Raw genomic sequence first — 14,592 nt, 5'->3', positions numbered from 1 at the left:
GTCAGGTCCGCGCTGAGGATGCATCCATCAGCACACCGATCCGCGTCGCCACCCAGTAGCTCACCGGAGCGGCAATCGCGGCGCCTGCAGCCGCGCCGCCAATCAGCAGCAAGGCGTTGAAGTCGCCGACGCCGTAAATGGAGAGCGGAACAAGAGCACCAAGTCCGGCAAATGTCGGTCCGATGATGATGAACAGTATCAATGCCAGTTTCCACATGAGGGTCTCCCATCGGGAAAGCGGCGGTTCTCCGTCCTGAGCAGCACCGTTAGCAAGGGTTGATTATGGCACATAACCAACTTGCAGACAGAGGCTCAGAACCGTCGCGGTTTCAATACTTCAATACTTGCGCAATTTAGAAAATTTCAGCATTGACCCAGGTCAAGCGTTGCCACAGGTCGGGATCAGTATCCGCTGGCCGGCCCGGTTTCCGGTTCTGACAGCCAGGCCACTTCCTTGAGCGCCGCTCTTGCGGAATGATCGAGGAAAAGCGTGTCGACGCCATGGGACATCAGCCGGAAGCCCTGGTTGTAAGCTTCCTCGACCTTGTCGGCGTTGAGGCAGAAAATCCCGGCAAGTTTGCCCGCTGCTAGCGCTCGTTCCGCAATCTCACCAGCGACTTTTCCTGTGTGAGCACCGTTCGGATCAAGCGACGCGCCCTTCGACAGCGCAAGGGAAAGATCGCTCGGGCCGACGAACACGCCGTCGAGACAATCGACACTCAGGATCTCGTCCAATGCGTCAATGGCGTCCTGGGTTTCGATCATGGCAAAGGCCAGGGTCTGGGCGTTGGCGTTTTCAAGATATTCGTCACGGGTCTGCCCGCTCAGCATGGCTGCGCGGAACGGCGACCAGCTTCGCTCGCCTATCGGCGGGTACTTGACGGCGCGCGCAAAGATTTCTGCATCCCGGAAGGAATTGATCATCGGCGCGATGATGCAATCGGCCCCCATGTCGATCAGCCGCCCCGCAAGGGCGTTGTCGCCCACGGGAATGCGGACGATGCGATGGGCGCCTGCCAGGGCAATGGCGGCCATTGCCTCGCAGGCAGACGCAAAATCATACATGCCGTGCTGCAGGTCCAGCGTCACCGCCTCGTAACCCGAGCGCGCAAACAACTCCGGAACCATTGGGGCGGACAATTGCGACCAGCCGGTAATGACAGCTTTTCCGGAACGCAGCTTGTCGGCAAGAAAGGCATTATCTGACACGGGACATCTCCTCCGTAAGTGGAGGTATCAAATCCGCCGGCCGGCACAACCGCAAGCGCTCTTTTTGCATTTCCGCAAGCTTGGTTGACGCAAAGAGAGAAGGCATTTTTCTTGTTCACATCCGAAAGCGGACCGGATTTTCTTGAGCCTGTGCCGGAAGACCTGCCCGACAATGCAAAACGCCCGCCGTTTCCGGCGGGCGTTTGAAGCGTCAAATCTAAGAAAGCCTGGATCAGCCTTCTTTCTGCAACTGGTCAACTGCCGTGTGCATCAGTTCGTCCATCGTACGGCGAATCTGATGATCGGACTGGTCGACGTTGTTGGCGTCGAAATCTTCGCGAAGCTTGCGGAACACGTCTTCCTCGCCCGGCTCCTCGAAATCGGACCGGACGACTTCCTTGGCGTATTCGTCGGCTTTTTCGCCTTCAAAGCCCAGAAGACCGGCCGCCCACAACCCCAGCAACTTGTTGCGACGTGCGGTTGCCTTGAACCGCAGCTCCTCGTCATGCACGAACTTGTTTTCAAACCCCTGCTCGCGCTTGTCGAATGTGCTCATACTCATCGTCTCCTGAACTGCGCTGATGCATTTCTCCCCATATGGGGCTGATTTGGTGTCTTGCATATCCCCGCGCGACGATCAAATCAACGCAGTACCTGCACGCATGCGTCAAAAGCATAACCGTCCTGCGCACTCTCCGGAAACATAAGATTGTACTTTTGCCCGGCTTCGGTTAAGTTCCGCGCCGCAAAACAGGGCCATCTGCCTCTAAGCATCGGCCGGTCGACGGACATCGTCCCGGTGGATTTCCAGACAAGGTTAGCATGTCCCGTCAAAGTTTTCTCTAAAAGACACGGTATAGCCAATGAACCGCCGTCGGCGCATTTATGAAGGTAAGGGCAAGATCCTTTACGAAGGTCCGGAACCGGGAACCCTGGTTCAGCATTTCAAAGACGACGCGACCGCCTTCAACAACAAGAAACACGAGATTGTTGACGGCAAAGGCGTGCTCAACAACCGGATTTCCGAATATATCTTCAATCATCTGAATGCCATCGGCATCCCGACTCACTTCATTCGTCGCCTCAACATGCGCGAACAGTTGATCCGGGAAGTCGAGATCATTCCGCTGGAAGTGGTCGTGCGCAACGTCGCCGCCGGTTCCATCGCAACCCGTCTGGGTCTGGAAGAAGGCACGCAGCTGCCGCGTTCCATCATCGAGTTCTACTACAAGAACGATGAGCTCAACGACCCGATGGTCGCGGAAGAACACATCACCGCATTCGGCTGGGCAACCCCGCAGGAACTGGACGACATGATGGCGCTTGCCATCCGCGTCAACGATTTCCTGTGCGGCCTGTTCCTGGGTGTCGGCATTCGCCTTGTCGACTTCAAGATCGAATGCGGCCGCCTGTTCGAAGGCGACATGATGCGCATCGTCGTGGCCGACGAGATTTCCCCGGACAGCTGCCGTCTGTGGGACATCGAGACCAACGACAAGATGGACAAGGACCGCTTCCGCCGCGACTTGGGCGGCATGCTGGAAGCCTATCAGGAAGTTGCCAAGCGGCTTGGGATCATGATGGCCAACGAGCGCCCGGCAGGTTCCGGACCGACCCTGGTCAAGTAAGACGCGCCACTGATGCAGTATTGACACAGGCCGGGGCAATCGCCTTGCATGGCCTCTACGTCAGGATTGCGACCAGAGGCATTGTCAATTATGACGCCCCCTCGTTTAACAAGGGGGCGTCATGTCATTTAGATTTTCTTCCATTTTCAAAGCTGCATCGATTGTACTTCTGTGCGGTCTTCTCGCTGCCTGTCAGACCTCCGGCCTGAAGCCCGGCAGCATTTCCTCCAGCTTTGCTCCCAAGGGTTGGGCCAGCAAGCAAAGCGGCAACAAGACCGTCTATGTTTGCCTTCCACCCAGGTGCAAGTCGCCTGAAGTTGTCGTGGTGGGCCCGATCAAGGTCAAAGGCGATGTCGAAACGGCCATCCGGCAAAACCTGCTTTCTGCCGAATTGATGAATGCCGTCGGCAACATCGCCAATGTGGCCTCAAAGGGCGAAGTGCGCTTCAAGACCAAGCGCCGCGTCGTCACCAAAACCTATACCGGCTTCGACATGACCGCCCGGTACCGGACGGACAAGGGCAACCTTTACGTGTCCGGACGCGTCATCTTTCAAAACGACCGCGGCAGTGCCATTGCCTCCTTTGCAAAATCAAGCTCCAGGGCAAACGCCAATCTGAGCCGCTTCCTGAAGCAGACGACGATCAGGCGCGTGCCGTAATTCGCAGGTTTTCTGCTCACAGGCCTTTCGCAAATGGGGCTCCTCGTGTATGGGGAGCCCCAAAGTCATTCAACTGCAGAATCTGCAGTCTGCTGCGGAGATCCCAATCATGAAAGCACGTGTGATCGTCACCCTGAAAAATGGTGTTCTCGATCCTCAGGGAAAAGCCATCGAAGGTGCGCTCGGCGGCCTCGGCTTCGGCGACGTCGGCTCCGTTCGTCAGGGCAAGGTGTTCGATGTCGAACTGACCGGCTCCGACAAGGCAGCCGCCAAGGCTGAACTGGAGCAGATGTGCGAAAAGCTGCTCGCCAACACCGTTATCGAGAACTACGCGATCGAAATCGCCTGACCGAGACTTCGACACCGGGGCACCGCCAATGGATGACGATACCCGCAAGGCCCTGATCTTCATGGCCACCAAAGCGGCGATATTCATTCTGGTGCCCGCAATCGCGGCCCTGATAGCCGTACTTGTTCTGCTCTGAACCGACTGGATTGCCCACATGAAAACCGCAGTCATCGTTTTCCCAGGCTCCAACCGCGACCGTGACATGTTCCACGCCCTGGAACTGATCACCGGCACCAGGCCGCAAAGCGTCTGGCACACGGAAAGCACCTTGCCGGATGTGGATCTCGTGGTTGTGCCGGGCGGCTTTTCCTACGGCGATTATCTGCGCTCCGGCGCAATTGCGGCCCGCTCGCCGATCCTCAAGGATCTCGTGGCCAAGGCCGACAGCGGCGTTGCCGTACTGGGTGTTTGTAACGGCTTCCAGATCCTGACCGAGGCAGGCCTGCTGCCGGGCGCCCTGATGCGCAACGCCGGTCTCACCTTCGTCTGCCGCGAAGTCCTGATGGAAACGGTCACCAACGCCACAAGGTTCTCGTCGAAATTCGAGAAAGGCCAGGTCTGGCGCTGCCCGGTGGCCCATCATGACGGCAACTACTTTGCCGATGCCGACACGCTGAAGCAGATCGAGGACAACGGCCAGGTCGTGTTCCGTTACGCGGGCGACACCAACCCGAACGGCTCCATCAACGACATTGCCGGCATCATGAATGCCAAAGGCAATGTGCTCGGCATGATGCCGCACCCGGAAAACCTGATCGAGCCGCTCAACGGTGGCCTCGACGGACGCCTCCTGTTCGAAAGCCTGCTGGAAGCAGCCTGAAAACCATCCGGGAGGCGGGCATGACGGAGCTGACACTCGACAAGGATGCCAGAACCCGCCTCGCCTCCGAGATCAAGCATTATCTCGAAACCGATCTGGATATCGACATCGGCAACATGGACGCCGAATTGCTAATCAATTTCCTGACGCCGTCTCTGGGGGCCAGGTTCTACAACCTCGGCCTCAACGATGCCCAGGCACTCCTCGCCCGCAAGGTCGACGACATCAACGACGAACTCTATGCCCTGGAAAAACCGGTTCAGGATCGCGGCTGACCTGAACGGCATGTAGCGGCGCGAATACTCCGCCGCAGTTCAAGTATGCTTACCTCTCGCGAACCCAAACCGCCCTCTCTCTTGTCATCCCCGCGCAGGCGGGGATCCAGTAACCTGCGGTCTCGGCCGCTTCGCATCATCCCGTCAGCTCCGGCGGCTACTGGATCCCGGTCTTGGCGCTGCGCACCAAACCGGGATGACAAACGGGGTTGGGGAAGACGCAGTAGCGCGCACCGCCTCTCAGCGAAAGCAGCCCCCTAGCGCTCCAATCATCAAGCCCCCCCACGAACCCAAACCGCCCCCCTCCTTGTCATCCCCGCGAAGGCGGGGATCCAGTAACCGGCGGTCTCGGCCGCTTCGCATCCCCACGTCAGCTCCGGCGAATACTGGATCCCGGTCCTGGCGCTGTGCAGCAAACCGGGATGACAAGAACGGGGGCTTGTGAGGCTACTGAAGCTCAGCTGACAGACGGTTCAAGCCGCCTGGCTGCGCTTTTGCTTGGGGGAGTAGCCGAACCGGCGGGAGAAGGCTCTGGAAAAGGCTGCGGGGCTTGCGAAGCCGCAGAGGCTTGCAACGGCCTTGACCTGCCGGCCGGTTTCCAGTTCGGAGCGGGCAATGTCCAGACGCCAGTTGGAGAGATAGCCCATGGGCGTTGTCCCGACGAGTTCCTTGAAAGTCACCGCGAACTGCGTGCGCGACATTCCCGCCGTTTCGGCCAGCCTCTCCAGCGTCCAGTGTTCTCCAGGTACCTCGTGGATTGCCACTAGAGCAGCTGCAAGGCGCGGGTTTGCCAGACCGTTCAAAAGGCCTGTATCGGCCTTGCCCTCCTCGATGGCGTGACGCAGCAGCCGGATCACGACAACTTCGCACAAACGCTGGAACGCTGCCTGCCCGCCACATCTGGGCATGGTGGCTTCCTCGATCAGCGGTGTCACCACCGCGGACAGATAGGGGTCTTCCTCCATCGGCACGGAAATACAGTCCGGCAGGGCACTGATGAGCTGCCTGCCAACGCCGGAGATCGTAATCCGGGCCGCGACAAGCAACGTCTCGTCATCGGCAGGCTCCATTCCGGAAAGCATGTGCTTTCCGTCCCGGACCGGACAAAAGACCAGTCTCTGCCCTCTTATCGGACTTTCGTAGATTCTCAGATTGGGATCATTGGCGCCCTCATCAGCGGTCAACGAGATGTCCACCTGCACGCGAAGCCGGTCGATGAGCGAAGACAGCCGGTCCAACCTGCCATTGAAGGACGTTCGATATGGGACCGGCATTTCCGTACTCCTGAGCACTTTTTTAGAATGTTTATGGCGCTTTCGTTCACTACCTTACAGCTATTCGCAGGAAAATGGAAATCCTGCCCAGCCAAATGAGGAAAACATGCTTGTTCCACGCCAAAAAGTGCCCGGCCTGACGGTCGAGACACTGACCTCCGGTTCCTTCGATCTGTCCAAGGACAACGCCGACTTCGCAACGCTCGTCGTTTTCTACCGTGGTCTGCACTGCCCGATCTGTGCCAACTACCTGAAAGAGCTGGGACGCCTGACTGCCGATTTCGCCGAAAAGGGCGTGAAGACTATCGCAATTTCGTCGGACGACAAGGATCGCGCGGAAAAAATGGCCGAAAAAGTCGGCCACGCAGACCTGCGTTTCGGCTACGGCCTGCCGCTTAGTGTCGCAAAGGAATGGGGGCTTTACATTTCCACCAGCCGCGGCACCACGTCGATCGGCATTGACGAGCCGGCGCTGTTTTCCGAACCGGGCGTCTTTCTGGTGAAATCCGACGGCACGCTCTACTTCGCGGCCGTCCAGACCATGCCGTTCGTGCGTCCGCACTTCCAGGAAATGGTCGGTGCGCTCGACTTCGTTCAGAAGAACGACTATCCGGCACGCGGTGAATATACCGGCGCAGTCTGACAGCGCCTGCAACGAGACGTTAAAAAAAGGATGCCGGACACGGGCTGCATCGTGTCCGGCATCAACAAAGACTTGCCGGGGGCAGCAGGTCCTTGTCCAGGGGGATCTGGAGCGATCTCCGCATCAATACCGGCCCTTGTGCCGGCTTTCCGTATCCCAGAAGGGACGCATTGCCTCGGCAAGCGCTGCTTCCCGGGTCAATCCAAGGTCTTCAAGGGCAGCATCTGACAATTCCAGAAGCTCCAGGCGGGTGCGGCGTCTCACAAACCAGGCCTTCAGATACATGAAAGTCGCTTTGGCAAGACCGCCTGGGATCCGGAGCCGCGATATCGGGCGCCCGGACATTGTTTCGATTGAACTCATTTGAACCATCTCCAGGGTGACAATTATATCAATTGGATGCATTGTAGCGCAACAATCATATGAATTGACTCTGTTTGGGATGCAATATATTAAATTGTCACCATGACAAATTGGCACCCAGAGATTCCCGAGGGGCAAGGCCCGCTCTACATCCGGTTGGCGGATCGCATCGCAGAGGATATCGCCACCGGTGCGCTGTCAGCCGGCTCCAAACTGCCGCCACAACGCGACCTTGCGTACGATCTGGGTGTCACCGTCGGCACCATCGGCCGCGCCTATGCCCTGATCCGCCAGCGTGGTCTGGTGAGCGGGGAAGTCGGTCGCGGCACGTTCGTTCTCGGCAGCACCTCCGATCCGGCGCTGGAAGAAGACACCAAGCCCGATCTCGACCGGCCCATCCATCACACCAACGGCTCCGCACAGCAGCATGCATCCGCGTCTTCCTGGACCCAGAGTGCCATGCATGTGCCGAAGGACGTCGCGTTTGGCGGCACACGGGTGATGGTGCCCTCTCCTGAAGCGATCCGCTTCGACAGCACCTCAGCACCCGAGATCGGTCAGGCTGCTGCTATCGGACGGCTGACAACCGACATTACCCGTGAAGCGCCCTACGAGATTGCCAGCTACACCCGCTCCGTGCCCGAAAGCTGGCGCCAGGCAGGACGCATCTGGCTGTCCCGCGCCGGATGGGAGCCGCCGGAAGGCAGCATCGTGCCGACGACAGGCGCCCAGGCAGCGATCATGGCCATCATTGCAGCGACGACCGCCCCTGGCGATCAGGTGGCCTTTGAGGAACTGACCTACAGCTCGATTGCGCGCGGAGCCGCGTTGTCCGGCCGTCGCCCGGTCCAGATCGCACGCGATGACGAAGGCCCTCTACCCGAGGACCTCGCCCGGGTCTGCGCTCAAAAGCACCCGAAGGTGCTGTTCTTGATGCCGACCATGCATAACCCGACCCTTGGCATGATGGGCGAACAGCGCCGTGCAGACATTGTGACCATCGCCCGCCAGTACAATCTCTGGATCATCGAAGACGAGGTCTACGGATCCCTGCGCGACCTCTCACCGCCCCCGTTAGCTGCGCTGGCGCCCGAGCGCACGTTTCATGTCGGCTCCCTGTCCAAGTCCGTCACCGCAGGCGTACGCGGTGGCTGGGTCTCAAGCCCCTTATCGCACGCACAGCGTATCTACACCGCCCACAAGATGCTGACCGGCGGTATCTCCTTTCTGCTGTCGGAGCTGTCCGCCCGGCTGGTTCTGTCCGGTGTTGCCGAGGAAATCCGCGGGAAAATTCTTGCCGAAATCTCGGCCCGGCATGAGCTGGTGCAGAAGCATCTTGGCACCTACGACATACGCGTCGCCGCAGATGCACCGTTTCTGTGGTTGAAAGTGCCCGAACCTTGGCTCTCCGGCACCTTCAAGGCGGCGGCCGCTGCCGCCAATGTGCTGGTCGACGACGAGGACGAATTCAAGACCGGCAGGTCCGGCAAGGTCTATCACCGTGTGCGCATTGGCATCACCAATCCAATGACCCGGGACGAAACCGCCAAGGGCCTGCTGATCCTGCAAAATTTGCTGGAAGACAGCGGAGCCTGCTACGACAGTTTCGAATAGCTCCCCACAAGGCGGAAAAACATGCCGGAAAACAGCCTGCCCTTCGTCATCATTCCGGTCTTCGCCGTCGTCTTCGGCCTGTTCTGGTCGTTCATAGTTTTCGTTGTTGCGCATATCGGTGGCTGGGCCAGACTGGCGAAAGCCTATCCCGCCACAGGGAAACCGGAAGGCCGAAGCTGGAACTGGCGATCAATGAGGATCGGGCTCTTCTTCAATTACCGCAACAGCGTGAATGTGACCCTTTCCGATGCCGGCCTTTACATGCGCCCGATCTTGCTGTTCAGGATCGGCCACAAACCGATCCTCCTTCCCTGGAAGGCAATCTCGGACGCCCAACGCCGCGACCTTTGGTTTGCGACGACAATCACGCTCGCGGTACCTCTGACAGGAAACGGCAACGAAAGACGGTTGTCCTTCTACGGCAAAACATTCGTCGAGGCGATGGAGGGTCATCTGAAGCGCAACGGCAACGCCCTTCACCGTTGAGAGGCGCCTGGCACCATCAGCCCCGCCAAACACATCAATCTGAATGTCCTTCCGGCACAGAAGGGCTGGGTCTGCGCGTCTATGGGTTTTGCGCCAATACGCAAAATGCCGGTACCGATCCAAAGAGCCTTTCACGGATTTGAACCTCAAAAAATCCGGCGACGTAAAGGTCTTCCGCAAAGGAGCTGATCCAGGCCCGGCCCTCTTCTGCACCTGCGCAGGAACCACGCGGCTGATAGGTGGTGGCAAAACAGCCGCCCGGTTTCAATCTGGATTGCACCTCTTCCAACAAAGTGCTGCGGTTCCTGATGAACTGTAGAACGTTGCTGCTGAAGACCGCATCGAAACGCTCCGCCTCCGGCAGACCGGAAAGGTCGCCTTGCCAAAGCTCCAGCCGGTCTGATTTCAATGCGTGCGCATGTCGCGCGGCCGCTTGCGAAATCATCAGTGCAGAATGATCAAGACCGGTCACGCGGCAGTCAGGAACCCCTGACAGGACTGCTTCGATACCGATACCCGGTCCACAGCCGATTTCCAGTATGCGCGCTCCCGTATCAAGCCCCATCAGTTCCACTGTCCAGTGATTGCGATCGATATTGGACGCCCGGTTGGCCATGATCCAGCCAGCCAGAGACCCAAGCATGCCGTGCGGTCGCCTGAACTGACCGACAATAACATCCGAAAGCCATCCACCGGTCTCACGATGACAGGCTGGCTCAAAGCCCTCTTCAACTGTGCTCACGATCACGCCCCAATCTGAAACCGAGCCCACAGCCGTAGAACAGACCGGTTAGCGACAGGGTACCGGCAATGGCGTCGGTGAAACCCAGGCCCGGCGCGTGGAACAACTCCGCAGCAATGGTCGACCAGCTCCACGTGATGGCCAGGCTCGTCAGCAGAACGGCCAGGGCGAACTTCGCCAGCAAACGGCCTTTGGAGTGTTGGTCTTCACTGCCGTCATTCAGGATTTTCAAGGTGTGCGACATCTTCCGTTCTCCCCAGTTTAGCAAGCTTCGTTTGAAAGTCTCTCAGTGTGCTGTTCGCCTTCGCGAGCGCTCCGTCCGGCCAGCCGTCGCAAATTTTCACAAGCAGCTCCCCTTCTTCGGCGAGAATTTCCCGGAAGGTGGCCGCGCCATTGTCCGTCAGTGAAATCAGAACAGAACGCTTGTGCTCCGGGTTCGGCAAACTCACCACCAGAGCCAGTCCCTCCAGCCTGTCGACCAGCGCCTGAACGGATTGCCGGGTCATGGACTTGGCACTTGCCATTTTCGGCACCGGACTTGGCCCCTCCTCGGCAAGAAACTCCAGGATGGCCCGCAGCGATGCGGTCAGCCCTCTCGCGTCGAGCATTCCGTCCGAGATGCCGGCGAGCTGACGAAAGGTCCTGCGGACATTCACGATAAGATCCCGCATTTCCGAAATGTTCAGGGTTTTCTTCTCAGGCATACGAACCTCATTTTGACAGCCTACCTGTCAATATAGATTTTGACAGCCTGGCTGTCAATATAGACTTGTGTCTCGTTCCGCAGTTCACCCAGTGAACATTTTTTGCGGCCAGACCAGCGCTGCCATTGCAGCAATCATGCAGCCACACCATCTGCCAGCGACGTGTCTGTGAGGTCCCTGAAATGACTGTCTTTGAAATTGCGCTCGGCCTGGTTTTTCTGGTTGCCGGCGGTGATGTGCTGGTGCGCGGATCCGTTGGACTTGCAAAGCGCTTCGGGATCTCCGAACTCTTGATTGGCCTTGTGCTCGTCGGCTTCGGCACCTCGACCCCGGAACTGATGACCAGCCTGCTTGCAGCCCTCAACGGTTCTGCGGGTATTGCTGTCGGCAATGTGGCCGGCTCGAACATCGCCAACATTCTGCTCATTCTGGGTTTGACCGCCGTGATCTGTCCCTTGCGGGTGGAACCCGCCGCGCTGATGCGCGATGGACCGGCAAACCTGCTGGCGGCTCTTGCCTTTACCGGACTCGCGATATCCGGCTTTGTCGGACGCGAAGCGGGGCTGGCGCTGGTGCTTTCCCTCGCAGCCTATCTCACCCTCACCTACCGGATGGAAAAGGGCACCCGCACGCCCTCGGCCGAGTTGCACCGGAGCGAAGCCCAGCTGGTGGTTCCGCCGGCCCCGAAAACCGGGCTACCGCTCAGTCTCGCCATGGCGTTCGGCGGGCTTGCCATGATCCTGGGCGGTGCGCATTTTCTGGTGGCGGGCGCCACCCAGCTGGCGCAGGCGGCAGGCATCAGCGATGCCGTTATCGGCGTCACCATTGTTGCGGTCGGCACGTCCCTGCCAGAACTGGTAACGTCGGTCGTTGCCGCCCTGAAGCGGCAGACGGATATCGCCTTGGGCAATATCCTGGGATCGAACCTTTTCAACATCCTTGGTATCCTGGGTGTGACCGCGCTTGTCTCGCCCCTGAAGGTGCCGCACGAAATCATGCAGCTCGACATCTGGGTATTGCTCGGTGCCACGGCGATTCTCCTGGTTTTTTCCATGAGCGGATGGCGGATTTGCCGCCGCGAAGGGGCGGTCATGCTGCTCGCTTATGGGGTTTACACCGCCGTCGTCCTGACAAAGGCCCTTGGATGAGGCCAATTTATCAGATTTTCTTGGCACTCCGAGGCTCCCCATTTCGCAGACAATCTGCTAAACGGCGGCATCATCGTCTGCCCGTGCCGTCGCGGCCCCACCCATTGGTCAAAAACACTGGCCAAAAACAGTGAAACGTCATGATCCCGAACGACATCAAGATCACGCCCGACCTGATTGCTTCCCACGGCCTTAAGCCGGATGAATATGAGCGCATCCTGGAACTGATCGGCCGCGAGCCGACCTTCACCGAACTGGGCATCTTTTCCGCCATGTGGAACGAGCACTGCTCGTACAAGTCCTCCAAGAAATGGCTGAAGACCTTGCCGACCAAGGGACCGCGCGTGCTGCAGGGCCCGGGCGAGAATGCCGGCGTGGTCGATATCGGCGACGGACAGGCCGTGGTCTTCAAGATGGAAAGCCACAACCACCCGTCCTACATCGAGCCCTACCAGGGTGCGGCAACCGGTGTCGGCGGCATCCTGCGCGACGTCTTCACCATGGGGGCCCGTCCGGTTGCGGCCATGAACGCCCTGCGCTTTGGCGAACCGGATCATCCGCGCACCCGGCACCTCGTTTCCGGCGTCGTCTCCGGTGTTGGTGGCTACGGCAACTCCTTCGGCGTCCCGACGGTCGGCGGCGAAGTCGAGTTCCACGCCCGCTACAACGGCAACTGCCTGGTCAACGCCTTCGCGGCGGGCCTTGCGAAGTCCGATGCCATCTTCCTGGCCAAGGCCGAAGGCATCGGCCTGCCGGTCGTCTATCTGGGCGCCAAGACCGGCCGCGACGGTGTCGGCGGCGCGACAATGGCCTCGGCAGAATTCGACGACACGATCGAGGAAAAGCGCCCCACCGTTCAGGTTGGCGACCCCTTCACCGAAAAATGTCTGCTGGAAGCCTGCCTCGAGCTGATGGAAACTGGCGCGGTCATCGCCATCCAGGACATGGGCGCAGCCGGCCTCACCTGTTCGGCTGTTGAAATGGGCGCTAGCGGCGACCTCGGCATCGAACTGGATCTGGACAAGGTTCCGGTGCGCGAAGAGCGCATGAGCGCCTACGAGATGATGCTTTCGGAAAGCCAGGAGCGCATGCTCATGGTGCTGCGTCCGGAAAAGGAACACGAAGCCGAAGCCATCTTCAAGAAATGGGGCCTCGACTTCGCCATCGTCGGCAAGACCACCGACACGCTGCGCTTCATCGTCAAGCACCAGGGCGAAGTGGTTGCCGATCTGCCGATCAAGGAACTTGGCGACGAAGCTCCCGAATATGACCGTCCCTGGGTCGAACCGAAGAAACGCCCCGTTCTGCCGGCATCCGAAATCGAGGAACCGGCGGACTATGCCGAAGCTCTCAAGACCCTGGTCGGAAATGCCAACGGCGCGTCCCGCCGCTGGGTCTACGAACAGTACGACACGCTGATCCAGGGCAACTCGGCCGCAACGCCGGGCGGGGATGCCGGTGTCATTCGCGTGGAAGGCACCCGCAAGGGCCTGTCCTTCTCCGTTGACGTAACCCCGCGCTACTGCGAGGCAGATGCGTTCGAAGGTGGCAAGCAGGCAGTCGCCGAAGTGTGGCGCAACCTGACCGCCGTCGGGTCCGAACCGCTGGCGGCGACAGACAACCTGAATTTCGGCAACCCGGAAAAGCCGGAAATCATGGGCCAGTTCGTCGGCTGCATCAAAGGCATCGGCGAAGCCTGCCGTGAACTCGACTTCCCGATCGTTTCCGGCAACGTCTCGCTGTACAACGAGACCCATGGCGAAGCGATCCTGCCGACCCCGGCCATTGGCGGCGTCGGCCTCTTGCCGGACGTCACGGTGCGTGCCGGTGCGGCCTTCGTAAACGAAGGCGACGCCATTCTGCTCATCGGTGGCAACGGCACTCATCTGGGCGCTTCCCAGTATCTCGCCGACATTCTCGGCCGTGAGGAAGGCGCTCCGCCGCCGGTCGATCTGGCTGCAGAAAAGCGCCGCGGCACGCTGGTTCGCCAGTTGATCGGCGCCGCCCGCCTGACGGCCGTGCATGACATTTCCTCAGGTGGCCTTGGTGTCGCACTCGCCGAAATGGCGATGGCTAGCGGCATCGGTGCGACCGTCAAGATCAATGGCTTGGCGCATGCCGCGCTCTTCGGGGAAGACCAGGGGCGCTACGTCGTCACTGTTGCCCAGGACAAGCTGGAAAGCGTTCTTGAAGACATTCTGGACGGCGGAGTCGATGTTCAACAAATAGGCACGACCGGGGGCACGGATTTGACTGTTGAGGGCATCCTCACCATATCCGTTGCAAACTTGAAGAAAGCACACGAAGATTGGTTCCCGAATTACATGGCGACGGCATAAGCCATTTCCACTTCAGGAACTTAACAACAGGACGGACGCACGATGCCGATGAACGCAAATGAGATCGAGACCCTGATCAAGGCAGCCTTGCCGGATGCTGAGGTCGAGATCCGGGATTTGGCTGGAGATGGTGATCACTATGCAGCGAATGTCGTCTCGGAATCGTTCCGGGGCATAAGCCGCGTGCAACAGCACCAGCTGGTTTACGAGGCGCTGAAGGGAAATATGGGCGGTGCACTGCACGCCCTCGCTCTTCAGACCAAGGCACCCGACTGAATTGAAACACATTGCCGCGCACTCTAGCGCGCGCCCTTGAAGACGCCGCCTTATTTCGCCA

The 14,592-nt window shown here is 59.4% G+C and carries 20 protein-coding genes; 12 read left to right on the top strand and 8 right to left on the bottom strand.

The features are described from left to right. Position 1: 1 nt before the first annotated feature. The 3 genes from FMN63_RS22505 to FMN63_RS22495 all read right to left on the bottom strand — a co-directional run bounded on the left by FMN63_RS22505 (position 2) and on the right by FMN63_RS22495 (position 1,765). On the bottom strand, positions 2-217 hold the full coding sequence (locus FMN63_RS22505) for a hypothetical protein (RefSeq protein ID WP_148586373.1): 216 nt from the start codon (positions 215-217) through the stop codon (positions 2-4). A 185-nt stretch (positions 218-402) separates the two neighbouring features. Next, a complete protein-coding gene (locus FMN63_RS22500) occupies positions 403-1,209 on the bottom strand; it encodes an HpcH/HpaI aldolase family protein (RefSeq protein WP_148586372.1) in 807 nt (268 codons plus the stop codon). Between the two features lie 232 nt (positions 1,210-1,441). Beyond that, positions 1,442-1,765, bottom strand: a complete 324-nt coding sequence (locus FMN63_RS22495; protein ID WP_148586371.1) for a DUF1476 domain-containing protein — start codon at positions 1,763-1,765, stop codon at positions 1,442-1,444. 307 nt (positions 1,766-2,072) lie between these two features. Here FMN63_RS22495 and purC point away from each other — a divergent pair, with 307 nt between their 5' ends. The 6 genes from purC to FMN63_RS22465 all read left to right on the top strand — a co-directional run bounded on the left by purC (position 2,073) and on the right by FMN63_RS22465 (position 4,942). Further along, the gene (gene purC / locus FMN63_RS22490) at positions 2,073-2,837 is read left to right on the top strand and encodes a phosphoribosylaminoimidazolesuccinocarboxamide synthase (RefSeq protein WP_148586370.1); all 765 of its coding nucleotides are present in this window, start codon (positions 2,073-2,075) and stop codon (positions 2,835-2,837) included. 121 nt (positions 2,838-2,958) lie between these two features. Then, positions 2,959-3,498: a hypothetical protein gene (locus FMN63_RS22485; RefSeq protein WP_148586369.1), complete on the top strand. Its 540-nt coding sequence runs from the start codon at positions 2,959-2,961 to the stop codon at positions 3,496-3,498. A 106-nt stretch (positions 3,499-3,604) separates the two neighbouring features. Beyond that, positions 3,605-3,847: a phosphoribosylformylglycinamidine synthase subunit PurS gene (purS, locus tag FMN63_RS22480; protein WP_148587309.1), complete on the top strand. Its 243-nt coding sequence runs from the start codon at positions 3,605-3,607 to the stop codon at positions 3,845-3,847. Between the two features lie 28 nt (positions 3,848-3,875). After that, on the top strand, positions 3,876-3,983 hold the full coding sequence (locus FMN63_RS29920) for a phosphoribosylformylglycinamidine synthase-associated small membrane protein (RefSeq protein WP_006932457.1): 108 nt from the start codon (positions 3,876-3,878) through the stop codon (positions 3,981-3,983). Between the two features lie 18 nt (positions 3,984-4,001). Next, positions 4,002-4,667 (top strand): phosphoribosylformylglycinamidine synthase subunit PurQ, encoded by a 666-nt coding sequence (gene purQ, locus FMN63_RS22470; protein WP_148586368.1) that lies wholly within the window; start codon positions 4,002-4,004, stop codon positions 4,665-4,667. 20 nt (positions 4,668-4,687) lie between these two features. Next, positions 4,688-4,942: a DUF2164 domain-containing protein gene (locus FMN63_RS22465; protein ID WP_148586367.1), complete on the top strand. Its 255-nt coding sequence runs from the start codon at positions 4,688-4,690 to the stop codon at positions 4,940-4,942. Between the two features lie 473 nt (positions 4,943-5,415). Here FMN63_RS22465 and FMN63_RS22460 read toward each other — a convergent pair whose 3' ends face one another. After that, complete coding sequence (locus FMN63_RS22460) at positions 5,416-6,216, bottom strand: helix-turn-helix transcriptional regulator (RefSeq protein WP_148586366.1); 801 nt, start codon at positions 6,214-6,216, stop codon at positions 5,416-5,418. A 106-nt stretch (positions 6,217-6,322) separates the two neighbouring features. Here FMN63_RS22460 and FMN63_RS22455 point away from each other — a divergent pair, with 106 nt between their 5' ends. After that, the gene (locus FMN63_RS22455; RefSeq protein WP_148586365.1) at positions 6,323-6,859 is read left to right on the top strand and encodes a peroxiredoxin-like family protein; all 537 of its coding nucleotides are present in this window, start codon (positions 6,323-6,325) and stop codon (positions 6,857-6,859) included. Positions 6,860-6,982: 123 nt separating this feature from the next. Here FMN63_RS22455 and FMN63_RS22450 read toward each other — a convergent pair whose 3' ends face one another. Next, positions 6,983-7,222 (bottom strand): DUF1127 domain-containing protein, encoded by a 240-nt coding sequence (locus FMN63_RS22450; protein ID WP_205514231.1) that lies wholly within the window; start codon positions 7,220-7,222, stop codon positions 6,983-6,985. 102 nt (positions 7,223-7,324) lie between these two features. Between FMN63_RS22450 and FMN63_RS22445 the strand changes: the two genes are divergently transcribed. Together FMN63_RS22445 and FMN63_RS22440 are read left to right on the top strand one after the other, a co-directional pair. Next, entirely contained in the window at positions 7,325-8,836 is a 1,512-nt protein-coding gene (locus FMN63_RS22445; RefSeq protein WP_148586364.1) for an aminotransferase-like domain-containing protein, read from the top strand. Positions 8,837-8,857: 21 nt separating this feature from the next. Beyond that, positions 8,858-9,322: a hypothetical protein gene (locus tag FMN63_RS22440; protein WP_148586363.1), complete on the top strand. Its 465-nt coding sequence runs from the start codon at positions 8,858-8,860 to the stop codon at positions 9,320-9,322. A gap of 79 nt (positions 9,323-9,401) precedes the next feature. Here the strand turns inward: FMN63_RS22440 and FMN63_RS22435 are convergent, their stop codons facing one another. The 3 genes from FMN63_RS22435 to FMN63_RS22425 are packed head-to-tail and all read right to left on the bottom strand — an operon-like array spanning position 9,402 to position 10,768. Further along, a complete protein-coding gene (locus FMN63_RS22435) occupies positions 9,402-10,064 on the bottom strand; it encodes a class I SAM-dependent methyltransferase (RefSeq protein WP_148586362.1) in 663 nt (220 codons plus the stop codon). Next, positions 10,051-10,308, bottom strand: coding sequence for a hypothetical protein (locus FMN63_RS22430; RefSeq protein ID WP_148586361.1), 258 nt, complete (start codon positions 10,306-10,308; stop codon positions 10,051-10,053). Before FMN63_RS22430 ends, FMN63_RS22435 begins: the two co-directional genes overlap by 14 nt. Then, a complete protein-coding gene (locus FMN63_RS22425) occupies positions 10,280-10,768 on the bottom strand; it encodes a MarR family winged helix-turn-helix transcriptional regulator (protein WP_148586360.1) in 489 nt (162 codons plus the stop codon). The genes FMN63_RS22430 and FMN63_RS22425 overlap by 29 nt, the downstream gene beginning before the upstream one ends. A gap of 182 nt (positions 10,769-10,950) precedes the next feature. Between FMN63_RS22425 and FMN63_RS22420 the strand changes: the two genes are divergently transcribed. The 3 genes from FMN63_RS22420 (at position 10,951) to FMN63_RS22410 (ending at position 14,531) form a co-directional block, all read left to right on the top strand. Further along, the gene (locus tag FMN63_RS22420) at positions 10,951-11,916 is read left to right on the top strand and encodes a calcium/sodium antiporter (RefSeq protein WP_162855083.1); all 966 of its coding nucleotides are present in this window, start codon (positions 10,951-10,953) and stop codon (positions 11,914-11,916) included. A gap of 140 nt (positions 11,917-12,056) precedes the next feature. Further along, complete coding sequence (gene purL, locus FMN63_RS22415) at positions 12,057-14,255, top strand: phosphoribosylformylglycinamidine synthase subunit PurL (RefSeq protein ID WP_148586358.1); 2,199 nt, start codon at positions 12,057-12,059, stop codon at positions 14,253-14,255. A 42-nt stretch (positions 14,256-14,297) separates the two neighbouring features. Next, on the top strand, positions 14,298-14,531 hold the full coding sequence (locus FMN63_RS22410) for a BolA family protein (RefSeq protein WP_148586357.1): 234 nt from the start codon (positions 14,298-14,300) through the stop codon (positions 14,529-14,531). The last annotated feature ends 61 nt before the right edge of the window (positions 14,532-14,592 follow it).

The sequence above is a fragment of the Stappia sp. BW2 genome, from assembly GCF_008107695.1.
GTDB lineage: Bacteria > Pseudomonadota > Alphaproteobacteria > Rhizobiales > Stappiaceae > Roseibium.
This window is presented reverse-complemented; position numbering and strand designations above follow the sequence as displayed.